Source organism: Bartonella sp. bp_1, from assembly GCF_055808085.1.
Genome location: NZ_CM147851.1, coordinates 1,321,935 through 1,345,642, shown reverse-complemented (window position 1 = coordinate 1,345,642; position 23,708 = coordinate 1,321,935). Strand labels below are relative to the sequence as shown.

24 protein-coding genes and 1 other RNA gene are annotated in these 23,708 nt (G+C 46.1%); 15 read left to right on the top strand and 10 right to left on the bottom strand.

The annotated features are described in order from the left end of the window. The first annotated feature begins 122 nt into the window (after window positions 1-122). Window positions 123-1,181: a DUF475 domain-containing protein gene (locus ACYZ97_RS06690; protein WP_473297632.1), complete on the top strand. Its 1,059-nt coding sequence runs from the start codon at window positions 123-125 to the stop codon at window positions 1,179-1,181. Window position 1,182: 1 nt separating this feature from the next. Here ACYZ97_RS06690 and pncA read toward each other — a convergent pair whose 3' ends face one another. Then, window positions 1,183-1,794: a bifunctional nicotinamidase/pyrazinamidase gene (pncA, locus tag ACYZ97_RS06685; RefSeq protein WP_473297630.1), complete on the bottom strand. Its 612-nt coding sequence runs from the start codon at window positions 1,792-1,794 to the stop codon at window positions 1,183-1,185. A gap of 86 nt (window positions 1,795-1,880) precedes the next feature. On the opposite strand from pncA, the gene ACYZ97_RS06680 reads away from it, so the two are divergent. Next, window positions 1,881-3,179 (top strand): UDP-glucose dehydrogenase family protein, encoded by a 1,299-nt coding sequence (locus ACYZ97_RS06680; RefSeq protein WP_473297628.1) that lies wholly within the window; start codon window positions 1,881-1,883, stop codon window positions 3,177-3,179. Window positions 3,180-3,187: 8 nt separating this feature from the next. Continuing rightward, window positions 3,188-4,681 (top strand): ArnT family glycosyltransferase, encoded by a 1,494-nt coding sequence (locus ACYZ97_RS06675; RefSeq protein WP_473297626.1) that lies wholly within the window; start codon window positions 3,188-3,190, stop codon window positions 4,679-4,681. Here the strand turns inward: ACYZ97_RS06675 and ACYZ97_RS06670 are convergent. The 3 genes from ACYZ97_RS06670 to ACYZ97_RS06660 all read right to left on the bottom strand — a co-directional run bounded on the left by ACYZ97_RS06670 (window position 4,663) and on the right by ACYZ97_RS06660 (window position 6,399). Further along, window positions 4,663-5,013 carry a lipid-A-disaccharide synthase N-terminal domain-containing protein gene (locus tag ACYZ97_RS06670; protein WP_473297624.1) on the bottom strand — a complete coding sequence of 117 codons (351 nt, stop codon included), beginning with the start codon at window positions 5,011-5,013 and terminating at the stop codon, window positions 4,663-4,665. The genes ACYZ97_RS06675 and ACYZ97_RS06670 overlap by 19 nt on opposite strands. Continuing rightward, window positions 5,006-5,740, bottom strand: a complete 735-nt coding sequence (locus ACYZ97_RS06665) for a glycosyltransferase family 2 protein (protein ID WP_473297622.1) — start codon at window positions 5,738-5,740, stop codon at window positions 5,006-5,008. Before ACYZ97_RS06665 ends, ACYZ97_RS06670 begins: the two co-directional genes overlap by 8 nt. Window positions 5,741-5,835: 95 nt before the next feature. Next, on the bottom strand, window positions 5,836-6,399 hold the full coding sequence (locus ACYZ97_RS06660) for a hypothetical protein (RefSeq protein ID WP_473297620.1): 564 nt from the start codon (window positions 6,397-6,399) through the stop codon (window positions 5,836-5,838). Window positions 6,400-6,749: 350 nt separating this feature from the next. Between ACYZ97_RS06660 and ettA the strand changes: the two genes are divergently transcribed. From ettA to ACYZ97_RS06640, 4 genes are all read left to right on the top strand, one after another. Beyond that, window positions 6,750-8,399: an energy-dependent translational throttle protein EttA gene (ettA, locus tag ACYZ97_RS06655; RefSeq protein WP_473297619.1), complete on the top strand. Its 1,650-nt coding sequence runs from the start codon at window positions 6,750-6,752 to the stop codon at window positions 8,397-8,399. Between the two features lie 10 nt (window positions 8,400-8,409). Continuing rightward, on the top strand, window positions 8,410-9,039 hold the full coding sequence (locus ACYZ97_RS06650) for an RDD family protein (protein ID WP_473297617.1): 630 nt from the start codon (window positions 8,410-8,412) through the stop codon (window positions 9,037-9,039). 23 nt (window positions 9,040-9,062) lie between these two features. Beyond that, entirely contained in the window at window positions 9,063-9,830 is a 768-nt protein-coding gene (gene tam / locus ACYZ97_RS06645; RefSeq protein ID WP_473297615.1) for a trans-aconitate 2-methyltransferase, read from the top strand. A gap of 554 nt (window positions 9,831-10,384) precedes the next feature. Beyond that, window positions 10,385-11,053, top strand: coding sequence for a L,D-transpeptidase (locus ACYZ97_RS06640; protein WP_473297613.1), 669 nt, complete (start codon window positions 10,385-10,387; stop codon window positions 11,051-11,053). 54 nt (window positions 11,054-11,107) lie between these two features. Here ACYZ97_RS06640 and ACYZ97_RS06635 read toward each other — a convergent pair whose 3' ends face one another. Next, window positions 11,108-11,410 (bottom strand): DUF2293 domain-containing protein, encoded by a 303-nt coding sequence (locus ACYZ97_RS06635; protein WP_473297611.1) that lies wholly within the window; start codon window positions 11,408-11,410, stop codon window positions 11,108-11,110. A 96-nt stretch (window positions 11,411-11,506) separates the two neighbouring features. Here ACYZ97_RS06635 and ACYZ97_RS06630 point away from each other — a divergent pair, with 96 nt between their 5' ends. Both ACYZ97_RS06630 and metF read left to right on the top strand, forming a co-directional pair. Next, window positions 11,507-12,511 (top strand): ArsR/SmtB family transcription factor, encoded by a 1,005-nt coding sequence (locus ACYZ97_RS06630; RefSeq protein ID WP_473297609.1) that lies wholly within the window; start codon window positions 11,507-11,509, stop codon window positions 12,509-12,511. Beyond that, a complete protein-coding gene (metF, locus tag ACYZ97_RS06625) occupies window positions 12,511-13,398 on the top strand; it encodes a methylenetetrahydrofolate reductase [NAD(P)H] (protein WP_473297607.1) in 888 nt (295 codons plus the stop codon). Before ACYZ97_RS06630 ends, metF begins: the two co-directional genes overlap by 1 nt. A gap of 90 nt (window positions 13,399-13,488) precedes the next feature. On the opposite strand, the gene ACYZ97_RS06620 is transcribed toward metF, so the two are convergent. Both ACYZ97_RS06620 and ACYZ97_RS06615 read right to left on the bottom strand, forming a co-directional pair. Continuing rightward, on the bottom strand, window positions 13,489-14,709 hold the full coding sequence (locus ACYZ97_RS06620) for a lytic murein transglycosylase (protein WP_473297605.1): 1,221 nt from the start codon (window positions 14,707-14,709) through the stop codon (window positions 13,489-13,491). A gap of 254 nt (window positions 14,710-14,963) precedes the next feature. Continuing rightward, complete coding sequence (locus tag ACYZ97_RS06615; RefSeq protein WP_473297603.1) at window positions 14,964-15,806, bottom strand: glycoside hydrolase family 25 protein; 843 nt, start codon at window positions 15,804-15,806, stop codon at window positions 14,964-14,966. Between the two features lie 115 nt (window positions 15,807-15,921). On the opposite strand from ACYZ97_RS06615, the gene ACYZ97_RS06610 reads away from it, so the two are divergent. The 3 genes from ACYZ97_RS06610 to ACYZ97_RS06600 are packed head-to-tail and all read left to right on the top strand — an operon-like array spanning window position 15,922 to window position 17,523. Next, window positions 15,922-16,056: a hypothetical protein gene (locus tag ACYZ97_RS06610; RefSeq protein WP_473297601.1), complete on the top strand. Its 135-nt coding sequence runs from the start codon at window positions 15,922-15,924 to the stop codon at window positions 16,054-16,056. 1 nt (window position 16,057) lies between these two features. Then, window positions 16,058-16,771, top strand: a complete 714-nt coding sequence (locus tag ACYZ97_RS06605) for a TerB family tellurite resistance protein (protein WP_473297599.1) — start codon at window positions 16,058-16,060, stop codon at window positions 16,769-16,771. Next, on the top strand, window positions 16,765-17,523 hold the full coding sequence (locus ACYZ97_RS06600; protein ID WP_473297597.1) for an N-acetylmuramoyl-L-alanine amidase: 759 nt from the start codon (window positions 16,765-16,767) through the stop codon (window positions 17,521-17,523). Before ACYZ97_RS06605 ends, ACYZ97_RS06600 begins: the two co-directional genes overlap by 7 nt. On the opposite strand, the gene ACYZ97_RS06595 is transcribed toward ACYZ97_RS06600, so the two are convergent. Beyond that, window positions 17,524-19,269 carry a chloride channel protein gene (locus tag ACYZ97_RS06595; RefSeq protein WP_473297595.1) on the bottom strand — a complete coding sequence of 582 codons (1,746 nt, stop codon included), beginning with the start codon at window positions 19,267-19,269 and terminating at the stop codon, window positions 17,524-17,526. 329 nt (window positions 19,270-19,598) lie between these two features. On the opposite strand from ACYZ97_RS06595, the gene ACYZ97_RS06590 reads away from it, so the two are divergent. After that, entirely contained in the window at window positions 19,599-20,036 is a 438-nt protein-coding gene (locus ACYZ97_RS06590) for a lytic transglycosylase domain-containing protein (RefSeq protein ID WP_473300655.1), read from the top strand. A gap of 65 nt (window positions 20,037-20,101) precedes the next feature. Next, window positions 20,102-20,505, top strand: an RNA gene (gene rnpB / locus ACYZ97_RS06585) — RNase P RNA component class A. Window positions 20,506-20,515: 10 nt separating this feature from the next. Here the strand turns inward: rnpB and ACYZ97_RS06580 are convergent. After that, window positions 20,516-20,872: a hypothetical protein gene (locus tag ACYZ97_RS06580; protein WP_473297594.1), complete on the bottom strand. Its 357-nt coding sequence runs from the start codon at window positions 20,870-20,872 to the stop codon at window positions 20,516-20,518. Window positions 20,873-21,140: 268 nt separating this feature from the next. Between ACYZ97_RS06580 and ACYZ97_RS06575 the strand changes: the two genes are divergently transcribed. After that, window positions 21,141-22,427, top strand: coding sequence for an Nramp family divalent metal transporter (locus ACYZ97_RS06575; protein WP_473297592.1), 1,287 nt, complete (start codon window positions 21,141-21,143; stop codon window positions 22,425-22,427). 7 nt (window positions 22,428-22,434) lie between these two features. On the opposite strand, the gene ACYZ97_RS06570 is transcribed toward ACYZ97_RS06575, so the two are convergent. Continuing rightward, a complete protein-coding gene (locus tag ACYZ97_RS06570) occupies window positions 22,435-23,649 on the bottom strand; it encodes an MFS transporter (RefSeq protein WP_473297590.1) in 1,215 nt (404 codons plus the stop codon). Between the last annotated feature and the right edge of the window lie 59 nt (window positions 23,650-23,708).

The following is a 23,708-nucleotide window of genomic DNA, read 5'->3' as shown; positions in this document are numbered from 1 at the left end:
CTTGTGTTTGTGATTGCTCAAATCCATATAGGACAAAGATGCGCAATTTTATCCAGATGGCGATTTTGATTGTCTGGAACTGTTCCAGCAGCTTTGTGACTGCGTTATAAATGAGGATAAATATGGGCGTTTTGCGCTATTTTACATGGGCTTTCGCATTTACAATTATCGGTCTTCTGCTTGGTTCGTGGCTGGGGTGGATTGAAACCGGTACCATGTCAGGTATGTTTTCTTTCTTTTTTATCTGTTGCGTTCTGGGTGTTCTGGAAATTTCGCTTTCATTTGATAATTCCATTGTTAATGCGCGTATTTTGCGTGACATGACGCCGGAATGGCAGCACCGCTTTTTGACATGGGGCATTATCATCGCCGTTTTCGGCATGCGCATTATCTTTCCTCTTGCCATTGTTGCTTTTGCTGCATGGGTAAGTCCGTTGAAGGCCTTGGAAATGGCCATATGGGATCCGCAGGGTTATGCCTTGAAAATTCAAGAGGCTCATGTTGGCATTGCAGCTTTTGGCGGTACCTTTTTGTTGATGGTTGGCATGAAATATTTTTTCGATGCCGAAAAAGATGTTCACTGGATTCGCGCTATTGAATCGCGCGCACAGAAATTTGCCTCCGTTCAGGGAATAGAAGTGTCGGTTGCGCTTATTCTCATTCTTTTATTTTCTTCTTTGGTCAAAGATAGTGACGAACATACTTTTCTGATTGCTGCAATATGGGGTTTATTGACCTTTTTGCTGGTTGAGGGTGTTGGTGCTTTGCTGGATACCAAGAAGCCTAATGTTGATGCGATCCATAAAGGTGCTGCCGGCGCATTTATCTATCTGGAAGTATTGGACGCAAGTTTCTCTTTCGATGGGGTTATTGGCGCATTTGCCTTGTCCAAGAATCTGTTTGTTATTGCCATAGGACTTGGTATTGGGGCTTTTTATGTACGTTCGATGACTATTATGCTGGTCGAGAAAGGAACGCTTGGCCAATATCGTTATCTCGAGCACGGTGCTTTCTATGCTATTCTGGTGTTGGCCGTGATTATGTATGTGCAGACACTCGTCCATATACCGGAAGTGATTACCGGATTAATCGGTATGTGTTTTATTTTGACTGCGCTCTATTCATCCATTCGCTATAATCGCAATCATCCGGATTGGCACTTGAAAGTGCCCGATGAATAAGTCAGGCTTTCAAGAGTAGTTCGACACCGGCTTCGCGCATGGCATCAAGGGCCATATCAAGCGAGCCATTGAGGTCAATAGCGCGGCAGGCTTCTAAAATGACACGGGATTTGAAGCCCAGTTTTGCTGCATCAATTGCAGAATAGGCCACACAGAAGTCCGTTGCCAGACCGCAAAAGGTAAGATTCTGGATGTTGCGCTCTTTTAGGTATCCACCAAGGCCTGTTGGGGTCTCGTGGTCGTTTTCAAAAAAAGCAGAATAACTGTCGATGTTAGGATGGTAACCTTTACGGATAATCAGTTCAGCCTTTGCTATGCGTAAATCGGGGTGGAGGGCCGCCCCTTTTGTGCCTTGTACGCAATGGTTGGGCCATAATGTCTGGCTGCCATAGTCCATCGTAATTGTATCATAGGGGGAAAGGCCTTCATGATTGCTGGCAAAACTTGAGTGATTGAGCGGATGCCAGTCCTGGGTGATGATGACATGATTGCTATTGGCAATCAGATGGTTGACAACCTGTATGATTTCATCACCTTCTTCAACCGCTAATGCGCCACCGGGGCAAAAATCATTCTGGATATCAATGACAATCAATGCGTCATTACTGTGCATGTTAGGCTTCTTTGGTTGATCGGGCTTGCAGTCACTGTAAAACAGTCTTATCAAAAGGCAAGTTTGTTACGCAAGGATTGAGATAGATGAAAATCACCATGATCGGAACAGGATATGTTGGTCTTGTTTCGGGTGTCTGTTTTGCTGAATTCGGATTTGATGTGACTTGCGTTGATGCAAATCCTTCTATCATCGGGCGTCTTCAGGCAGGAGAGGTCACGATTTTCGAGCCTGGGCTTGATGAATTGATGGCGCGCAATGTCAAAGCGGGTAGGCTTTCTTTTACGACGGATCTTGCTACAAGTGTGGCTGAGGCCGATGTCGTGTTTCTGGCTGTTGGTACCCCGTCTCGTCGTGGCGATGGCGAGGCCGATCTGCAATATATCGAAGCGGCTGCCGATCAGGTAGCCGATGCCATGCGTGATGGCGCGGTTATCGTGATAAAATCGACAGTGGTTGTTGGTACCAATGCGCGTATCCGTGACCAGATTGCCAAGCGTCGTCCTGGTGTGTCCTTTTCTATGGCATCCAATCCCGAGTTTCTACGCGAAGGTTCTGCGATTGAAGATTTTTTGCGGCCTGACCGTGTTGTGGTTGGTGTTGAGGATAAGCATGCTGATGCGGTCATGCGCAAGCTTTATCGTCCGCTTAATCTGCGTGAAACGCCTCTTGTCGTTACATCTTTGGAAAATGCTGAATTGATCAAATATGCAGCCAATGCATTTTTGGCCATGAAGGTTTCTTTCATCAATCAGGTGGCCGATCTTTGTGAGAAGGTGGGCGGTAATGTGCAGGAAGTCGCCAAGGCCTTAGGGATGGACAAGCGTGTGGGCTCGAAATTCCTTCATGCCGGACCCGGATTTGGCGGTTCCTGTTTTCCCAAAGATACACGTGCTTTTGCTGCAACGGGTAAGAAATACGGGGCACCACAACAGTTGATTGAAACAGTGATTGAAATCAATGAGGCGCGTAAACTCGATATGGCGAAGCGCATCATTGCGGCTGCACGCAAAGAAAATTCGGATGTCGTGGCTGTTCTCGGGGTGGCATTTAAGCCCAATACAGATGATGTTAGAGAATCTCCCGCCCTTGATATTGTCAAGGCGTTGCAGGAAGCTGGATTGACCGTCAGGGCACATGATCCCGAGGCTATGGATCAGGCTAAGATTATATTGGGTGATGTGGTCTGGTGTTCGTCACCTTATGAAGCTGTGCAGGGAGCAGGTGTGTGCACAATTTTGACTGAATGGAATGCTTATCGTGCGCTTGATCTCGATGCGATTGCCAAAACCATGACAGGCCATCAATTCATAGATTTACGTAATATCTATAAGACTGAGGATTTTGTCGGCACGGGGCTTCAATACCAATCAATCGGACGTTGAATTTGAAAATGTATAATAAGCCTGCATCTAAAAATGATAGAGGATTGTGGGCTGTTGCCTTTATTCTGGGCTATTTTATTTTCGAGGCTTTTTATGTCAGTGCGATATCGCAAGGGGCAGGACTTGACGATGCGGAGCTGATCTCAAATATTAGTTTCTTCCGTTTTGGCTATGGGGGGTCGCAGCCACCGCTTTATACATGGATATCCTATTTCGCCTGTCAGCTTTTTGGATTACATTTCTGGTTGTTGCAAATTATCAAGGATATGCTGCTGGCTAGTACTTTTCTAGCTGTTTATGCTGCGTTGCGGATGTTGGGAACAACAAGGCTGACAGCAGCCAGTGCCATGTTGGGCATATTCTTGTTGCCGCAGATTGGATGGGAATCACAGCGAGCGCTGACCCATTCTATCATGGGGACGGCCGGTTCAGCATGGAGTTTTGCTGCTTTTATCTTCTTTGTGCGAAGACGTTCTTTGTTGTCGGCTGTAATTATGGGGCTTGCTTTTGCTTGTGCGCTGTTGGGCAAGTTCAATGGTGGTCTGTTCCTTGTCGCGCTTCTGATCGGCGGCCTTTGTATGCCAATGATGCGGCATTACTTTAAAAGTCTCTATTTCTATATCGGCCTTATTGTGATGGCTGGGGCTATTGCACCGGTTGTCGGTTTTATTGTTATGCATCCTCAGGCTTTGTCGGACCGGACTTCAAAGCTTGCTATTGCAGAATCAGGCAATTTTATTCTTGATCGTTTGACCGGTCTTTTTGATTTTGCTTTTGCGGGGTTGAGTTTCAGTGCTGTGGCGCTGGTGACGGCTCTTGTCGGTTTTATCCATTTTCGGCTTTGGAAACGGGAAAGATCGAATGAAAATGCCGAAGCCTTCCATTTTGTTGGCAGTGTCTTGTTGTCGGGTATCCTGTTGGTTGCCATTCTGGTGGCCATTATGGGAATAACCAATGTCAAAGACCGCTGGTTGCAACCGGTTCTTTTTCTCGTGCCGGCCTATCTGGTGTTGGTGCTGTCGCGGTTTGAATTATCAACGCGCATTGTCAAGTATTATGGTTTTATCGGTATGGTAGCGGCCCTCATTGTACCTGTTGTGCTTTATATCAATATTGCCAGCAACTGGCGTAATGAACCGCCTATTCAGTTACTTGATTATGCGCCGTTGGATAAAGCCTTGAAGGCGCAGGGCGACTATAAGATGATTTTGGCTGATCGCCCGACGATTGCTGGTAATTTAAGATTGCGTAATCCCGATATAAAGACAGTGCATGAAGAAACACCGGATGCTTCAACAAAGCTTCAATTACCGCTTGTCATTATGTGGGAAAATAGTGAAACCATACCGGATAAGCTTGCTAAAATTGCTCATGATGGCGGTATTAGACTGCCAAATTATCCTATTCTCGGGAAATTTCCAGTGCATGAAGTAGAGCTTGGCTATGAAGGCATGTCTAATTTCAAACGCCATATCTATTATATTTATGTCGGCAGGTTTTGATCGTCGGCTTGTTTGGATTTTTTGCCGTGTTTTCCGTAGATAAGGAATAGATTGCGTAGATAGACGATGAGGCCCAAGCCCTGACCGGCAATAAAGACAGGGTCTTTTTGTTTGAGCGCATAGATAAAGAGCAGAAAACCGCCGCCTAATGAAAAGAACCAGAAGGCAACCGGCATGACGCTTTCTTTGGCTTTTTCCGATGCTAGCCATTGGATAACAAAACGCATCATGAATAATGCTTGTGCTACAAAACCCAGAATAACCCATGCGTCCCACTGGGCGACAAAAACATCATGCAGCCATTGTGTGAATTGTGAAAAAATATCAGCCATTTTTCTTATCCGGTTTGATTTCGCTGATTTGCGGTACAACCTTGCGGCGGCGGCGTAGCCACCAGACACCATAGAGATCGAGGATGCCGCGGGCAGCGCGGTCAAAAATACCATAATTGGATTTGCCGTGTACACGTGTACGATCAATAACATCGATATGGGCAACCTGATAGCCTTCGCGCATTACAAGGGCAGGTAGATAACGGTGCCAGCCGTCAAAAAATGGCAAGGTCCGGAAAATATGAGTGTAAACAGCTTTTAATCCACAACCAGAATCACGTGTATTGTCATGTAAAATACATTGACGTAGTTTGTTGGCCATTTTGGATGAAAATTGCTTCATTTTTGTATCGGTACGTTTAAGTCGTTGTCCGGCGGCAATACCGTAATTGTCACCCGCAGCCACAAGCGCATCGGCTAATTGTGGCAAATAGCTCGGATCATTCTGTCCGTCGCCATCCATAGTGATGATAATATCTCCTGCAGCCGCAAAGACGCCAGAGCGTACTGCTGCACTCTGCCCTGCCGAGCGGTCATGGCGGATGTGACGTAAAGGTTTTTTTTCCTTCATACGTTGAGCCAGTACCGTGGCTGTCCCGTCTGTTGAGCCATCATCGACAACAAGCACTTCATAATCACGTCCGCTCATGGCGGCATCAACTTCGTCAAGCAAAAAGGCAAGGTTGTCTGCTTCATTGCGGCAGGGAATGACGATGGAAAGTTTCATGGATACTTACGGCTCATTTTTCTTAGGTTACCGCTCATAGCATTGAAACTATGCGGCGTCCATGGCGAAACGACAGATAGGGCGGGAGAGCATATTTATTTAAAGAAATGCTCTATCCGGGTATTTGCACTTTTGGAGTCAAGATTGAATAAAGAGCAGGAAAGACGTTGTATGTTCTTGGGAAAAGCCTCCAGTATCATGATCCATTCCCCAATTGTCAGTGTAAAATGTTCGGCAATTTCGACATGTCGACGTAATGCGCGCATCATCATCGGGCTTAGAACATCCGACCCCATCAGACGACGTTCGTTGAAGAGCCGCCATCGGGTGACAAATAACCAGAAACTTGATGAAATCTGGCTGTAATTGATCACAAGGCCAGCAAAATGTTGTGGTTCTTTTTCTGCGGCATAGACAGCCCAAAGGCCGAGGACAGAAGGGGCGTAGAGATAAATGCCGGATAATGGGGGGCTGGGGTCTATGTGTTTTTTTCGAGACAGAAGATAGTTTTTCCGGTCAAGATTTGTTTTTTCAAGAAGGAGAGGTGTCTCACGTAGGCTGAGCGGCAAGGCAAGACAGCGAGGCGACGTACCGGTGGTGTTCACTTCACCGGACATCGTGATGATAATTGTGTCTTTCAATGTTTGTTTTGAAGGCATTTTCATTCAATATGATTAAAATTCAAGCAACGCATGTAAAATATTCATTTTTGCTTGCAAAAGAAAAAATCTGCGATCATTATATGCTTGATCTGGTGATATTGCCAAGTCGGTATATAGGCCAAAAGTCGATATGCGGCTAGTGTGAAGTGGTGGTGGATGCATTCATTACCGAACCTGTTTGCCAGAGGGGAAAAAGGCCGGGTGATGGAAATATCCACGCCCGGTCAATTGTTTCTGTTTTCTGAAAAGTCTTTGTCTTTTGTGTTCTGCCGCTATGGAGCATTGCGGTTCTGGTTATTTTTCTGATAAAGAAACGCAAAATTTGTCGATCTTGGAAAGAAACGAATATGGCGCGTCAATTCATTTATCATATGTCCGGTCTCAATAAGGCTTACGGCAACAAGAAGATTCTGGAAAATATCCATTTATCTTTTTATCCTGATGCCAAGATTGGTATTTTGGGGCCAAATGGCGCCGGTAAATCGACAGTTCTCAAAATCATGGCAGGCCTTGATAAGGAATTTACAGGCGAGGCATGGCTCGCGGAAGGTGCAACCTGTGGTTATCTTCCTCAAGAACCACAGTTGGATGAATCCAAGGATGTGCGTGGTAATGTGATGGAAGGGGTTGCCGACAAGCAGGCAATTCTCGACCGTTATAATGAATTGATGATGAATTATTCCGATGAAACAGCAGAAGAAGGCGCAAAACTTCAAGATTTGATCGATAGCCAGAATCTTTGGGATCTGGAATCTCAGGTTGAAATGGCGATGGATGCACTACGCTGTCCGCCGGCTGATGCCGATGTTTCTAAATTATCAGGTGGTGAAAAGCGTCGTGTTGCCTTGTGTAAATTGCTACTATCCAAACCTGATTTGTTGCTGCTTGATGAACCGACGAACCATCTGGATGCTGAAACAACTGCATGGCTTGAAAAGCATTTGCGTGAATATCCTGGTGCTGTCATGATTATTACCCACGATCGTTACTTCCTTGACAATGTAACCGGTTGGATTCTGGAACTTGATCGTGGCCATGGCATTCCCTATGAAGGAAACTATTCAGCCTATCTGCAAGCCAAGGCCAAGCGTATGGCCCAGGAGGGCCGCGAAGAAGCAGCCCGCCAGAAGGCTTTGTCCCGCGAACAGGAATGGATGGCTTCAAGCCCGAAAGCCCGTCAGGCCAAGTCGAAAGCTCGTATCAAGGCTTATGACGAATTGGTCAATGCGGCTAATGATCGGCGTCCAGGTGATGCACAGATTATTATTCCCGTGGGTGAGCGCCTTGGGCAGGTGGTTATTGAGGTCGAAAACCTGACTAAAGCTTATGGCGAACGTGTTCTGATTGATAATCTTTCTTTCAAATTGCCTGCCGGTGGCATTGTCGGTGTGATCGGGCCCAATGGTGCCGGTAAATCGACTCTGTTTAAAATGCTGACAGGACAAGAACAGCCGGATTCTGGTTCGGTGCGTATTGGTGAGACAGTTGATATGAGTTATGTTGACCAAAGCCGTGATGCGCTGGAGGGTGACAAGACTGTTTGGGAAGAAATTTCCGGCGGCAATGATATTATCAAGCTTGGAAAGTTTGAAATGAACAGCCGCGCCTATTGTGGTGCCTTCAATTTTAAAGGGGGCGACCAGCAGCAGAAAGTCGGCAATCTTTCCGGCGGTCAGCGCAACCGTGTGCATCTTGCCAAGCTCTTGAAAGAGGGAGGCAATGTGTTGCTTCTTGATGAACCGACCAATGACCTTGATACGGAAACGCTGGCAGCCCTTGAAGATGCGTTGGAAAATTTTGCCGGTTGCGCTGTGGTTATCAGCCATGATCGTATGTTCCTTGACCGCTTGGCTACTCATATGCTGGCCTTTGAAGGTGATAGCCATGTAGAATGGTTTGAAGGCAATTTTGAAGAATATGAAGCTGACAAGGTGCGCCGTCTCGGCCCTGACTCGATCAATCCCAAACGTGTGACATACAAGCGCCTGACACGCTAAGGGGGCTGTAATGGGCGAGGGGGCAAAACCACAAGATTACCAGCTCTATGGCTGGCGGCGGGTTTTTGCGAGGTTCATTGACTTTACATTATGGAGCCTGATCCTATCGTTTCTGTTTGGCGTGGTATTCGGGATCATTTCCGCCTTAATACCGGCCGACTTTCTTCTTCACAATGGGCCTTTTGAGATTTATCATATGTTGACGGAAAGTAACCGCCGTCTTTCATATTACGCGCCTGAACCACCGTCCGATTTACTTTACCTTGTAATCATGATGATCTTTGAGCATTGGGTGGTTGTCTTTATTATACTTCTATTGTTTGTGAGCTGCCTGATGAATGGACTTGCATCATCAATTTTTGGCAATAGTTTAGGCAAGAAAATATGGAATCTTGAACTTATCACGCCTGAAGGAAAAAGCCGCTTTTGCTTTTATATGGGCCGCGAGATTCGTTATGCTCTTCTAATTCTCATCTTTCCAGTAGGACTTTATTTTTGGATAAAAAGATGGAGCCAAAAAGATAGACCAGCTACGCTTTTCCTTCCTCTTGTCCAGACGCATCATTTAACACAAAAACGCATTATTATATCTGCAACATTGACGCTTGTTGCCGCTTTTCTTAATCTGGCTTTGTGGTGAATGCATCTTGAAGAAGATAAGACATGAAAGACTGGTCAGCCAAGCAATATTTAAAATTCGAAGATGAACGCACCCGCCCGTCGCATGATCTTTGTCAGGCGATTCCTTTGCCTGATGCCAAGAAGATTGTTGATATCGGTTGCGGGCCGGCCAATTCGACAGAAGTCATCGCGCAGCATTGGCCGCAAGCGCAAATTTCCGGTTTTGACATATCGCCCGATATGATCGAAAAGGCAAAAACCCGTCTGCCGCAATATGATTTTAGCGTTGCTGATGTTTACAAATGGACTCCAGACCAAGACACCGATCTTGTCTTTTCCAATGCGGTTTTTCAATGGCTGCCTGATCATATCCAGCAAATGCAGCGTATTTTGAATGCAATGAAAACAGGTGCTGTTCTGGCCGTTCAAATGCCGGATAATCTTCATGAGCCGACCCATCGTGCGATGATCGAGGTGGCCCAGGACAAGCGCTGGGTTGCGTGTATCGGCCATGTCCATCGTGATAAATTGCCTGATGTCTCGCTCTATTATGATGCCTTTATCGACCAATGTGACAAGATCGATATTTGGCATACCCGTTATAATCATGTCATGGCCGATCATCCGGCGATTGTCGAATGGGTCAAAGGTACCGGCTTGCGGCCTTTTATCGATTCTTTGAGTGAGGATGAACGCGCGGATTATTTGGCGCTTTATCTGGATAAAATCAAAGCCTGTTATCCGGCGCAAAAAGATGGGCGCGTTTTACTGCCTTTTCCGCGCATATTCATGATACTGGTTAAAAAATAGAATGTTGATCTAGTGTGGCGTAGTCAAAGCTAAAAGTTGTATTTTCAATGGATGTATTGGCTATAATGGGATTGTCATAGTCAAAATCGGCAAGCTCGGCGAAATAGCTGTAAAGGACATCGCTGGCAGGGTTGTTTATTGGTAGCGTTGGTGCTTTTTGTTGTAAAGCCGTATTCAGAAATCATCATTAAGCGGCTTCTCATACATCGTTTCAGTGCTGATAGCATAAATGTTCTTTTTGAGTGCTGTTTACGGCCAGAACAGAAACTGTCGAATAACAAGTTTGTCCGATTGGAGTGTGATTCGCACTTTTTTTATGGTTTCGGCTTCGTTGGTAATATCGGGTGTATTTATAGGAACCATAATGTGACATTTTTGTCCTAATTGGTATTAAAAATAATCATCACGCTTATGTTTATGGGTAAAAAACCTTTTTGCGGGGTGCAGTCCTTTTCATTTTGTTCTCCTTCTATTAACCAAAGTTTTATTTTGGAAACTGGAGTGGGGTTTAACCTCGCCATAACTGAAGGCTCAGTATTGCTATGGAAAAATCGTTGGCGAAAAATATCGCGACAGCGTTGTTTGTTGGTCTGCTTGGAATGACCGCGGCGGCATGTACAACAACCGGTACAGGCACTGGAACGGGCGTATCGACAAAAGGTTCGTCACTTGTCGATATTAAACCTTTGGAAGAACGTATCGGACAGTCCGATGATGAGCCATTTAAGATTGCGCCGGTCACTTCGGTAAAGATTCCTGAAAAATTCCAGCGTACGGTTGTTTCTTATCCAAGCCGTGAAGCGCCGGGTACAATTATTGTCGAGCCGCATAACAACTATCTGTATCTGATTGCCGGGCATGGCAAAGCCATCCGCTATGGTGTTGGTGTTGGCGCTGCCGGTCTTGGTTTCGAGGGTGAGGCCAATTTGCAATGGAAACAGAAGTGGCCAAGATGGATCCCGACTAAGGATATGATTGCACGTAAGCCGGCTCAATATAAACGTTATGAAAAAGGTGTCGCATCGGGTTTGAGTAACCCTCTTGGCGCACGTGCATTGTATCTGTTCCAGAATAATGTCGATACCTATTATCGTATTCATGGCACCAATCAGCCATCAAGCATTGGTAAAAATGTTTCTGCCGGCTGCATCCGTATGCTCAATAATGATGTGGTTGATCTTTATGAACGTGTCAAACCGGGTGCAAAGGTCATTGTACGCTAATTAGATATGTACCCAGCATATGAATGAAGGGCGGCTTTTAGCCGCCCTTTTGTTTTATATCGTTTCATCTATTTCCAGATGTCGGGTTGCCAGCCATTGATCAAGTTTGTCATTGATGCTGTCGCGCACGAAAAAATGGGCTGAATCCTTATCGTAGCCTTCATCGCGCAGGGTGTCATATTCTGTATATTGGTGGCGTATATGGGCAATGGTTGCCAGCCAGACAGCAATTGTTGGCGGAAGTTTTTTCATATGTGGCGCATTAGCGGCTGTGCGTATATATTCGCAATCCGCAAAGGGTGCAGCAGGCAGTAAGGCGGTCAAGGCTTTGGCAATAGCGCGTTTACGATGGATCATATCTTTTTTTAGCACAAAATATATCAAGTGGCATCTTATAGCTTGACATTATCCTTAGATATAAACATATCTTTATGTCTAATTTAAAGGAAAGCTATGACCGGTAATTTATCTTTGGATGAGATGATCGAGATTTTAAAAGGCGTAGGCGAGCCGAGCCGTCTGCGTATTCTGGCACTTTTAAATCTGGGTGACTTAACCGTTTCTGATCTGACAACGATTTTGGGACAATCCCAGCCGCGTGTATCGCGTCATCTCAAATTGTTGTTGGAAGCCCAGCTTATCGAACGCTATCAGGAAGGGGCGTGGGCTTATTTTCGTTTGAGTGACCGGTCTGTACACCGTGCCATAATTAATCATATTCTGGCTCCACTTAGAAAAGATGATCATTTGATTTCTCTTGATCTAGAGCGTTTGGCGCAGGTGAAAGCTGCGCGTCAGTCAAAGGCGGCGGCTTATTTTAGTGCCAATGCGGCTAGCTGGGATAAAATTCGTCTGCTTCATGCTCCTGATAATGCTATTGAAAAAGCCATGCAGGATGTTATCGGTCCGCAGCCTTTTCAGTCCATGCTGGACATTGGTACTGGTACAGGATCCTTGTTGAAATTATTTGCGCCTCTTTATGACCGTGGATTAGGGGTTGATATTAATCGTGACATGTTGGCGGTTGCCCGTGTCAATCTTGATAATGCCGGCATTACTCATGCACAGGTGCGCCAAGGTGATGTTGCTACTTTGCCGGTTGAACGGGAAAGTTTCGATCTCGTTACCATCTATCAGGTTTTGCACTTCCTAGATGAGCCGCAATTGGCCATCCGCGAGGCTGCCCGTGTCATGCGGGCAGGTGGGCGGTTGCTCATTGTCGACTTTGCGCCACATAATCTTGATTATCTGCGGGATGAGCATGCCCACTTGCGATTGGGGTTTTCCGATTTGCAAATTAGTGAATGGTTGTCTGATGCCGGACTGGTTCTGGATCAAACACTTGAATTCAAACCACAAGACAATGGGCGCACGACACCCGGATTGACAGTAAAACTATGGTTATGCCGCGATCTGCGTATGTTGATGGCCGATCATACAACAACGGAGAAAGCCTAATGGCTGCGCTTAAATTATCCCGCCGTTCCGATCTTGGCGACAATCTCAATGTATCTTTTGAATTTTTTCCGCCTAAAACAGAAAAGATGGAAGATATGTTGTGGTCGACTGTCAAACGGCTCGAACCACTGCGGCCAAAGTTTGTATCTGTTACCTATGGTGCGGGTGGCTCAACGCGCGAACGTACGGGGCGTACGGTCGAACGTATTTTGAAAGAAACAACTATTCCGGCCGCAGCACATCTGACATGTGTCGATGCAACGCGTGAAGAGGTCGACGAGGTTGTGCGCCAGTTCTCAGCGATGGGCATTCGCCATTTCGTTGCCTTGCGTGGTGATCCAAGCAATGGCATTGGGGGGAAATATGAGCCGACTCCTGGTGGTTATGCCAATGCCATTGAACTGGTTGCCGGTATCAAGGCGATTGATCCCGCTTTTGAAGTGACTGTTTCAGCTTATCCGGAAAAACATCCTGAAAGTCCCGACTTTGCGACTGATATCGATTTTCTTAAGCGTAAAATCGATAATGGAGCGACCAAGGCTATCACACAGTGTTTTTTTGATAATAATGTTTATGAGGACTTTGTCGAAAAAGTAAGACGCGCTGGTATTTATATTCCAATTTTACCGGGGATTCTGCCGATTCATAATTTTTGGCAGGTCAAAAATTTTTGTGGTCGTAACGGTACTCATGTTCCTGACTGGCTGGCAGGTCGCTTTGAAGGACTGGAAGAAGATCCCAATACTCATGCATTGGTATCCGCGGCTGTTGCCGCTGAACAGGTTTTGGATCTTGTCGAGCGCGGTGTGACCGATTTCCACTTTTATACATTGAATCGGGCTGATCTTGTTTATGCTATGTGTCATCTGATTGGCATCAGACCCTAACATTTATGACACTCACATGAAGAGGGGCGCGATAAGTTTTGTTCTGTCATTATCGTCCCTTTTATTTGCCTCGATCGTCGATAGCCGGGATCAAAGCTTATCCAGAAGTTCTTTTGTCGGCCATGAATCTGCTGGCATATTAAGACGTTGCTGTTCGCTGCGAACGGCGTCGCGTGTCAAGACGCCGTAAATACCGTCAATCTTGCCCATTTCATAACCACGTTTGGCAAGCTTTTCCTGAAGTTGTTTTAATTCGTCTGTTGATAGGCCGGGTTCGGGATTGCCGAGATCGAAGGGTGGGGCATCGGCCAGACGTGAGGCAAAATAGGCAACGGTTGTTGCATAAACGATGGATTTGTTCCATTCGACAAAAATGTCGAAATTTTCATAGGCCAGAAAGGCAGGGCCTTTGCGGCCCATCGGCAGCATCAAGGATGCATCGCCATCATCGGGGCCAAGCGGGCCGTTCATGCCGGTAACACCCCATTGAGCCCATTGTGAATGCGGCTTGCGATTGGTACGGATAGCTTCCTGCCACGGTAAGTCATCACGTGTAATACGTACTTCTTCCAGCCATGGTTGTCCGCGTTTCCAGCCAAGATCACTAATCATGCAGGCTGCTGTCATAATGGCATCAGGAACAGAATTTTTAAGATCAATTTTTCCATCGCCGTCGCCATCGACACCACGCTCAAGATAATCTTTGGGTAAAAGTTGCATCTGGCCAATTTCACCGGCCCATGCCCCTGTTGTATTGGCATTGACAACACCTTGGTCGAATAATTTAAGTAGTGCAATTAACTGCGGACGGAACAATTCGGGGCGGCGGCAGTCATGAGAAAGCGAGACCAATGCATTTAATGTGTCAAAGTCGCCTTGTACGGCACCATAATCGGTTTCTAGCCCCCAAAAGGCAGCAATAACCGGCCCGGGAACGCCATAGGTATCTTCAGCCTTGGCAAAAATATGGGCGTATTTTTGTAAATTTTCCTTGCCTTTTTTCAAGCGGGATTCCGGTATGACACGCTTAGAAAAATCGGCAAAGGTCAGATTGAAAAAACCTTGCGCACGGTCACGGCCCAGAACTTTTTGGTCAAGGGTGGCGTGTTCGAGTTGTTTGATCGAGGCTTCGCTGACACCGGCTTGTCGGGCTTCTTGCGCTACACCTTCAATCCAGGGTGTTAGATCGCCGCCGCAGGCCGGTTTGGTCATTGCAGCATCTTCTGTCGCGGGGCTTTGATCGCCGAAGGCGGGGGCTAAAGCTGTCGTTGCATAAAGAAATGCCAAAAGGGTGACCAAGCGTTTTTTCATAGCGCACTTCCATTCCAGTCAATATTGATAGAACTGTCATGCACTATTTTGGTCGGAAAATGAAGGGGTTGCGGCAATTTGACTGTTTATATCACTATATCGGCGCAAGAATAAGCCGGTAAGGGTAATGACAAGGGCGGGTAATCCATATTGCCATGCAGCATAATTGGTAAATGAAAATGTCGCGTTTCAATATCATGCAGATGATACAGCCGGAACAGGCTATAAATCTGCATTATCAATATTGTTTTTTATTATTGGCTCCAGTTTTGCCATTCGGCCCTACTGCCTGAGAAGACGTTAATATCCGCATCTCCCTTGATGCCGGGGATACGCCCTGTGCCGGTATATTGCCAGAATGTCCATGGATGGGAACCATATTTTTCATTTGGATGACCGGCCACCGAACGTAGCCAGAAAGTATAGCCAGTGATTTGTTTCAAGTCATTGCGGTCGAAAAAGTCGACCGTGGTGTAGATGATTGGATTTTTGCCATAGTGTTTCTCAATCATGGAGAGGAAAATTTTCATTTCGCTGCGCACGGTTGCTGCGGGCGGGCGTATTTTGCAGGTCGGTGAAAGATGGTTCCACTCCATGTCCAGAACCGGCGGTAGGGCGCTTGGGTCTTTCGGGACATTGCGGATGAACCATTTGGCCTGATCTTTGGCCGAGCGGCAGTAATAATAGAAGTGATAGGCACCGTGTTTGATATTGAGCTGTTTTGTACTATTCCAGTTGCGGGTAAAATAGTCATCGATACGATCACCGCCTTCGGTGGCTTTGATGAAGGCAAAGGAAATGCCGGCAGTTTTTACCGCAGACCAATCGATGGTTCCTTGATATTTGGAAACGTCAGTGCCGTGGATAGGATAATGCCATGGAGCAATTTTATTCCATTCATGTGGCTTGCGGTCATCGAATTTTAGTAAAAGGGAAGACCTATCGGGCAGCTGTGTGTTGTCGGCAACAGATGTTGTCGCTGGTGTCGGTTCTGGTGGGGTGGGGCGAATATCCCCCAGATCATATGTGGTTGAAGCGCAGGCGCTCAGGAAAAGCAGGGACATGATGCCAAGTGAGGTAGGATGGAAGCGTTTCATGTGTCTTGCCTTTGCCATTATTGATTTGTAACAATTTTGTTCTCTTCATAATGAATAGCATTGTAATAAAGAGTAAAAAAATGGCATATAAATTGAATATATTGGATGATCGTATTTGAAAAAACTCAATCATAAAAAAATAGTTGTTTTGTTTGTGTTTTTGATTGCGCTATTGACTGTTGCCAATATTGTATTGCGCATGAATGGTGCCGATACACCGTTGAATAGTCAGGTACAGGACAAAAACTGATATGCATTCAATCTGGAAAAAACTATCCGATCTTATTACCCAGACGGGGGCACAGCTTTTTACAACTGTTATTGAACAGATACGGACTGTTTTTTCTGGGGATCCAGAAACACGCCGTCAGGTAGCGTTTTCTGTTTCGATGATTGCACTATCGGCTAAAATGGCCAAGGCCGATGGTATTGTGACAGATGCGGAGACTCGTGCCTTTTATGAGATTTTTTCTGTGCCGGTTGAAGAGGCGCGCCATGTTGAGCGTCTTTATAATCTTGCAAAGCAGGATGTTGCCGGTTTTGACTATTATGCGCGACGTCTTTTTAAACTTTGCCGTGACAGTGATTGCGATGGCCTGTTGCTGGAAGATGTTTTGGATGGGCTTTTCCATATTGCCAAGGCTGATGGAGCATTACATGAAAATGAATTGCTTTTCTTGCAAAATGTCAGTTCTGTTTTTCAGTTTTCTAAGGCCCGTTTCGAGGCCGTTGCAATGCGTCATATGACAGGGCGGAAAAACCCATGGGCCGTTTTGGGGCTTACGCCTGATGTCAGCTATCAACAGGCAAAAAAACGCTATCATGCCTTGGTGCGTGAACATCATCCTGACCATGTTATTGCGCGTGGCTTGCCAAAAGAATTCATTACGATTGCTAATGAAAGGCTGGCGGCCATTAATGAGGCCTGGGCCTATATTCGTGAGGAGCTGTCTGTGCCATGCTGACGCGTGTTGATTATCAAAATGCTTTGTTGCGTCCATCGCCCAATTGTGAACCGCGCAAGGATGGTGTGCAGCCAACAATCATTGTCTTGCATTATACGGGTATGGAAAATGCCGAAGCGGCTGAGCTGCGTCTGGCCGACCCGCAGGCCAAGGTGTCTGCCCATTATGTTGTGCGCGAGGACGGTGTTGTCGTACAAATGGTGGCAGAAAAAGAACGTGCATGGCATGCTGGCCAGAGTTATTGGCGGGGGATTGAAGATGTTAATTCACACTCAATCGGCATTGAAATTGTAAATGCCGGTCCTTTGCAGGATTTTCCTGAATTTTCCGAGAAACAGATTGAATCTGTGATTGCTTTATGTGCCGATATCAAGATGCGTTTTGATATAGAGGATCGCAATATTATAGGTCATAGTGATATAGCGCCGGATCGCAAGATTGATCCGGGTGAAAAATTCCCGTGGGATATTTTGTCCAAGATCGGCATTGGCCACTGGGTTGTGCCGGAAGCTGTTTCCGGTGGGCGTTTTATGAGTATGGGAGAAAACGGACAACCGGTTGCCGCCCTACAATCCATGCTGGCACTTTATGGTTATGGTTTGCCGATTACGGGTATGTATGACGACCAGACAAGGCTGGTTGTCGAGGCCTTTCAACGTCATTTTCGTCCTGCAAAGATTGATGGTGTGGCTGACCAGTCGACAATCAAGACTTTGCATCAATTATTAGGAACACTGAAGTCGTTGTCATAATTATGTCTCGCCATAGATTTGCCGCTGGCTGTTTTCTAGTTCTTCTGCATAGCGTTTGCGCACATGGCTTTCGGATAAAATACCCAATACATGCCGATCATTATCGATGACAGCAAGTTGGTCGGTTGCGGCTTTATCAAACCGCTCCATAACCACATTGGCATCCATATCTGCAGTGAGTGTATAGGTTTTTGTTGTTGCCAGGCTTGAAATGGGAGCCTCACTCTCCAGCCCTTCAACATAGGCTGTAGCCGGTTCGATGATACCGGCATAGTGGTTTTCATCATCAATTAATACGACGCGGCTTGTAGAGCCGAGCGGGAAACGTTGACGAAAGGCTCTTATTGTTAGCGTATTCGGTGTAGCATGGGTTTCCCGTCGCATCATTTTTCCTGCCGTCAGGGTCTTTATCCAGCCAACATCACGTGCGCTTTTTATTGTTTCTCCACGCAGGTGTAATCGCCATGTTGAAAATGAGTAGCCGAAGTGATCACGAACAACTGTAGATGCAACTAAAGCAGCAATGAGAACGCCGCCTGTCAGACTAAGATTTTGTGTTGTCTCCAAGACGAGCATTGTCATCGTAAAGGGGCCGCCGATAACCGATACAGCAAAGGCGGCCATGCCGACGAGGGCAGTGATCTTGCTATCAAGCAGTGTATCAAAAAAGAGGTAGTCAATGCTATCGGCATAAAGTCGTCCGATCAGTGTTCCTAAAAATAGGGATGCGAAGAAGAGACCACCGCGAAAACCAAACCCAAGCGAGATGATCGATGCCGATGCTTTGGTGAATAATATGATGACGATAAAACCGAAGGAGGCTGCTGATACAAAGTCTATATGTAATGCGCCATGTCCGCCTGAAAGTGCTTGTGAGGTGATGGCCGCAATGGGAACAAGCAAGATGCCGCCGATGAAAGGTCGGGCAAGTTGGGGGATTTTTATACCGCGCACACATGCCTCTACGAAACTTACGGCCCGCATGAGAAAAATGCCGAGCAAGGCGCATATGAGGCCTAGAATGGCATAAAGGACATAGTGGAGAAAATCGATCTGGTTGTTATTGATAACAGTGATGATATAGGGGTGAGACCCCATTAAATCGGCAACTAGAACGGCGGTGAGTGCAGCAGCGACAACTGGTGCCAATGCCGATAATGTGTAAGCGCCGATGACAATTTCGAAAGCATAAAAAGCACCGGCCAGAGGAGCGCTAAAGGATGCAGCTATTGCAGCTCCGGCGCCGGCCCCGACCAGAATGCGCATATCCGAGCGGCGGAGATTGACAAGTTGACCAAGCTTTGAGCCAGCCGCACCGCCCATTTGGGCGTAGGCGGCTTCTAGCCCAACGGAGGCCCCAAAACCGTTGGATATTAAAGTTTGGCCAGAAATGATCAGACTGTCACGGATGGATAGTCTGCCACCATGCAATGCATTGGCCTCTACAACGTCGGTCAAAGGGCGACCTTTGGCGTGGACGAGATATGTGAAGAGGCCGAGAACAATACCGCCTAATGGCAATACGGCCAATTGTGATAATGTGAGTGGATGGGTGCTAAGGCGTTCATTGTTAACGAGATTAAAAAATATGCCCTGCATAAAATGTGCGATTGTCGTCAATGCGACAGCAAAGACACCAGCCAACGCACCGATTATAATGGCAAGAATGATAAACCATCCTTCACTGGCACGGAACTTGTGGCGTAGCCAGTTCAAACCTCTCAGGCCTTGATAGCGGTATCGCATGGCATTTTCCTATGTTTCAGTCATATATATTCTTGATGGAACGCTTCATCTTCTGATGCAATGCACAATCAGTTGTAAAAAAGATGATGCGTTTGTTTCATTGTGACACGCTATCATAAAATGACCTTGGAATAACCATACCCTTGTCGTCTTTTGGTTTCTTTTGGTTGGCAGAAAGCTGTGTCTGAAGCGGATGTTTTTGTCTGCATTCATATGATTATATCAAGAGAGTATAGAATATGCATAATCAAAAACGACCACGCGCGGTTGTGGTAGAACTTGGCAAGATACGATATATCGCGACTTTAGTCCTTTTTTTCGTTTCAATAATGCTTCTTTCGTTGACGTCTTCCAATGCAGCACCAAAAGTTGCTTCACCGATGAAAGATCAGCGGCCTTATGAGAAGCTGATAAGAGAGATTGCAGCACGTCATCAATTGCCGGCCGATCTTGTCCATGCTGTTGTAAAAACCGAGAGTAGTTATAACCCTGATGCCAAAGGGGCAGCAGGCGAGGTTGGGTTGATGCAGATTAAGCCGTCAACAGCGCGTGCACTTGGCTATTCAGGTTCGGTTAAAAACCTTTACGAACCACATAATAATTTGGAATATGGCATGAAGTATTTGGCACAAGCCCATCGCCTCAGCGGTGGTGATACCTGTAAAACAATTTTAAAATATAATGCCGGTCATGCTGCCTGGAAGATGAATCCCGCTTCGGCCCGTTATTGTAGCAAGGTGAAAATCTATCTGGCCTCGCTTAAATAATGATGGTTGTAGGTTCTGCGCTTTTTCTTTTGGCTTTTGAGGAAAGCGGGTTATAAGCATTTTCGTCAGTTGGCCGGGCAGCCGCGCCTTTTCAATGCCGAAAGGTGAAGGGTGAGGAAAGTCCGGGCTTCGTGGAAAAACGGTGCCGGGTAACGCCCGGCGAGGGTGACCTTAGGGAGAGTGCCACAGAAAGCAAACCGCCTGTATTTTCAGAGATGAAAACTCAGGTAAGGGTGAAAGGGTGGGGTAAGAGCCCACCGCATAGCCAGTAATGGTTATGGCAAGGTAAACCCCACTGGAAGCAAGACCGAATAGGGATGACGTGCGAAATTTGGTTCGCAGCTTTTTCCAGGCTAGTCATCCGGGTGGGTTGCATGAGGCGTCTGGTAACAGGCGTCCCAGATGAATGGCTGCCACGTAAAGCGAAAGCTTTGCCATACAGAACCCGGCTTACAGGCCAACTGACGCTTTCTTTTCGTTTATATATTGAGTTTCAAGTTAATACATATATTTTTGGCAAAGATTCCTTCATCAGGATTATGCCAAGACCTACTGAATAATTTTTCGATAAAATCATGGCGATTAGACTCGAAATGTTTAATGTCATCGGGTGTGTTTTCATCTTCAAAGTAGTAGTCAATAAGCCAAAGACTTATTTCATGAATATGATTATCCAGACAGAACTGTATAATGTTGTCATGGAGCATTTGAATGGATTCTGGAGGGGTCTTCAATTCTACCCAGTCATCAAATTCGCCAAGATAGCATTGATTAAATAGCTCAATTTGAAAGTCATCATCCTTGTGTTTACAAACAGATTTTTTAAGTTTGCGCATGCAATTGTCAAAGAGGACAATGAAACCCTGATTGATCAATCCATCTATGTGGAATGTTAGATTATTGTTCTTTTCTGTGAGGTAGGTCCTTGGAAAAGATAGAATTTGTGCACAATCGAAATCCTTATAGTTATCTTCGTCTATTGTGCCTGTAATATAGCTGTACATTTCACTTCATGATAAAATTATGCTTATAACAGCTTATGTTATTTGACCTTTCCATGAATATTTCATAATTGCAAATGAAGTGCAATTGTGATTGTGAGTCATGGCAAAAAAGTCAAAGAAAATAGGTTTGAGCGAAAGGACAACAGCCGGTATATCGGCGCTTTTGGCAGGTAAGCATTCCGGTGGACGTTCGATTTTTCTTATGTTCGGGCCTGCGGTAATTGCTTCTATTGCCTATATGGATCCGGGTAATTTTGCGACCAATATCCAGGCTGGTTCGGGTTATGGATATGCGCTTTTATGGGTTGTGCTGACAGCTAACTTGATTGCCATGCTGTTTCAGGCGCTTTCTGCCAAGCTTGGCATTGTTACAGGTAAAAATCTTGCCGAACTTTGTCGTGATGAGTTTCCCAAGCCCGTTGTCTATATGATGTGGGTGGTGAGTGAGATTGCCGCTATGGCGACTGATTTAGCTGAGTTTTTAGGCGGCGCTATCGGTTTGGCGCTGCTGTTCAATATGTCTTTAATGACCGGCATGATTGTAACGGCTATTGTTACCTATATGTTGTTGATAATTGACCGGCATGGTTTTCGGCCAATGGAAATATTAATCGGCATACTCGTTTCAATTATCGGTATCTGTTATTTGCTGGAAATGATTATTGCGCCTGTCGATTGGACGCAAGCTGGCTTGCATCTTATCAAGCCTGAAATGCCGGATGCCAATGCATTGATGATTTCGGTCGGTATTATCGGTGCAACCGTGATGCCGCATGCACTCTATTTGCATTCGGGTCTTACGCAACATCGCGTCAAGGTGGAAGGTGAAGAGGATCGGCGCAAGTTGGTGCATTACTCCAATCGAGAGGTTGTTATTGCTCTGGCGGTCGCAGGTATGGTCAATATGGCCATGGTGATTATGGCGGCCAGTACATTTCATGGTAGCCATAGCGATATCGCCGAAATTGAGGATGCCTATCATACTTTGACACCGTTGTTGGGTATGGGAGCTGCCGGTATTTTTTTGGTTTCGCTTATTGTTTCGGGTATATCAAGTTCAGTCGTCGGCACTATGGCAGGCCAGATGATATGCCAAGGCTTTGTCAATTTTCAGATACCGATTTGGCTGCGCCGCCTTATAACCATGGTTCCGGCTTTTGCCGTAGTCGCAATGGGGGTCAATGCAACCAAGGCACTGGTGATCAGTCAGGTGATCTTGAGTATTTCTCTGCCGGTGCCGATGATTGCATTGTTGATTTTTACCGGTCGCCAAAAGATTATGGGGTCTTTTGCCAATAGCAGATTGACGCAATGGATTGCTATTTTATGTGCGGTGATTGTTTTGGTATTGAATTTCGTTCTGCTTTATCTGACATTCTCAATCTGAAAATGGATCATGCTTTTTCACGGTTGCGCAATAATAGGCAAAAAACAAGGGCGATCAACAGCAGTGAGAGTGTAAAGATAACGACCCAGTTCCAGCCGCCATGGAACCAAAACCAGCCACTAAAGGCGCCGATAAAGCTTGACCCCATGTAATAGAAGAGCAGATAGAGAGCCGAGGCATGCCCTTTGGCACCCATGGCAATGCGTCCGACCCATGAGCTGGCTACTGAGTGGGCGGTAAAGAAACCTATTGTGAGCAGAATAATACCAAAGATAAAAATAGCAAGATGATCTGATAGTGTTGTTATGATGCCCAGTGCGTACATGGCAAGGGCAAAGAGGAGCAATGTGCTGTGGGCATATTTTCCTGTCAGGCTACCAGCAATTGGCGAGACAATCATACCGGCAATATAGCTGATAAAGATAAAGCCGATGGCTGTCGGGCTAAGATAGAAAGGTGCGCCGATTAGCCGGAAACTGGTGTAATTGAGAATGGCGACAAAGACACCGAAGGCTAGAAAGATAAAGCAGAAAATATAGACAAGACGGATTGAGCCGATATGGCCGATCCATGCCCGCATATGATAGTGGATATCAAAGCCACCATGACGAATGAAGTTTTTAGATGGCGGTAAGAGCAGCAAAAATGCGATGGCTGCAGCAAGGTCGATGATGCCGATGATGACAAGGGCGTCTTTCCAAGTTAGCCATTCAATCAGGATACCCATACCGACACGTCCCATCATGCCGCCAAAGGCCGTGCCGCCAATATAGAGTCCCATAATTTTGCCCAATCCCTTAGGGCTTATTTCTTCCGCCAGATAGGCCATGGCCACAGCAGGAACGCCGCCAAGGAGGAAACCTTCCAGTGCACGTGCAGCCAGCAACCAATGCCAATTGGGCGCAATGGCGGCAATGATGTTGCAGATAGAAGCCAGCGCCATGGATATCCCTATAAGGCCACGTCGGCCCAAGGCTTCTGAAAAGGCACTTGAAAGCAGGATTGAAATAGCCAGCATAGCTGTGGAGGTTGATAATGCCAAGGCGCTTTGTGCCGGAGTAATCTGATAATAGTCGGCAAAGGATGGAAATAGGGGCTGAACGCAATAAAGAAGGGAAAAGGTAGCAAAGCCTGCGAAGAACATGGCGTAACATATACGCCTATAGGCATTTGTGCCGCTTCTTACACCATCTTCTGTATCAGGTGTATATTGCGCATTCATTTTCTTTTCCTTTGCTTGTTTATAGCCATGCAACTTTTATTGCAGATAGGCAAAGAAAA

Excerpts from the sequence above, each read along its gene's own strand:
- ACYZ97_RS06630 (WP_473297609.1), top strand. The coding sequence starts at position 11,507 with ATGACCGGTAATTTATCTTTGGATGAGATGATCGAGATTTTAAAAGGC.
- ACYZ97_RS06595 (WP_473297595.1), bottom strand. The coding sequence starts at position 19,269 with ATGCGATACCGCTATCAAGGCCTGAGAGGTTTGAACTGGCTACGCCAC.
- ACYZ97_RS06605 (WP_473297599.1), top strand. The coding sequence starts at position 16,058 with ATGCATTCAATCTGGAAAAAACTATCCGATCTTATTACCCAGACGGGG.
- ACYZ97_RS06580 (WP_473297594.1), bottom strand. The coding sequence starts at position 20,872 with ATGCGCAAACTTAAAAAATCTGTTTGTAAACACAAGGATGATGACTTT.
- ACYZ97_RS06680 (WP_473297628.1), top strand. The coding sequence starts at position 1,881 with ATGAAAATCACCATGATCGGAACAGGATATGTTGGTCTTGTTTCGGGT.
- ACYZ97_RS06620 (WP_473297605.1), bottom strand. The coding sequence starts at position 14,709 with ATGAAAAAACGCTTGGTCACCCTTTTGGCATTTCTTTATGCAACGACA.
- ACYZ97_RS06590 (WP_473300655.1), top strand. The coding sequence starts at position 19,599 with ATGCTTCTTTCGTTGACGTCTTCCAATGCAGCACCAAAAGTTGCTTCA.
- ettA (WP_473297619.1), top strand. The coding sequence starts at position 6,750 with ATGGCGCGTCAATTCATTTATCATATGTCCGGTCTCAATAAGGCTTAC.
- ACYZ97_RS06675 (WP_473297626.1), top strand. The coding sequence starts at position 3,188 with ATGTATAATAAGCCTGCATCTAAAAATGATAGAGGATTGTGGGCTGTT.
- ACYZ97_RS06600 (WP_473297597.1), top strand. The coding sequence starts at position 16,765 with ATGCTGACGCGTGTTGATTATCAAAATGCTTTGTTGCGTCCATCGCCC.
- ACYZ97_RS06690 (WP_473297632.1), top strand. The coding sequence starts at position 123 with ATGGGCGTTTTGCGCTATTTTACATGGGCTTTCGCATTTACAATTATC.
- ACYZ97_RS06615 (WP_473297603.1), bottom strand. The coding sequence starts at position 15,806 with ATGAAACGCTTCCATCCTACCTCACTTGGCATCATGTCCCTGCTTTTC.
- ACYZ97_RS06570 (WP_473297590.1), bottom strand. The coding sequence starts at position 23,649 with ATGAATGCGCAATATACACCTGATACAGAAGATGGTGTAAGAAGCGGC.
- ACYZ97_RS06660 (WP_473297620.1), bottom strand. The coding sequence starts at position 6,399 with ATGCCTTCAAAACAAACATTGAAAGACACAATTATCATCACGATGTCC.
- ACYZ97_RS06650 (WP_473297617.1), top strand. The coding sequence starts at position 8,410 with ATGGGCGAGGGGGCAAAACCACAAGATTACCAGCTCTATGGCTGGCGG.
- ACYZ97_RS06635 (WP_473297611.1), bottom strand. The coding sequence starts at position 11,410 with ATGATCCATCGTAAACGCGCTATTGCCAAAGCCTTGACCGCCTTACTG.
- ACYZ97_RS06575 (WP_473297592.1), top strand. The coding sequence starts at position 21,141 with ATGGCAAAAAAGTCAAAGAAAATAGGTTTGAGCGAAAGGACAACAGCC.
- ACYZ97_RS06665 (WP_473297622.1), bottom strand. The coding sequence starts at position 5,740 with ATGAAACTTTCCATCGTCATTCCCTGCCGCAATGAAGCAGACAACCTT.
- ACYZ97_RS06670 (WP_473297624.1), bottom strand. The coding sequence starts at position 5,013 with ATGGCTGATATTTTTTCACAATTCACACAATGGCTGCATGATGTTTTT.
- metF (WP_473297607.1), top strand. The coding sequence starts at position 12,511 with ATGGCTGCGCTTAAATTATCCCGCCGTTCCGATCTTGGCGACAATCTC.
- tam (WP_473297615.1), top strand. The coding sequence starts at position 9,063 with ATGAAAGACTGGTCAGCCAAGCAATATTTAAAATTCGAAGATGAACGC.
- pncA (WP_473297630.1), bottom strand. The coding sequence starts at position 1,794 with ATGCACAGTAATGACGCATTGATTGTCATTGATATCCAGAATGATTTT.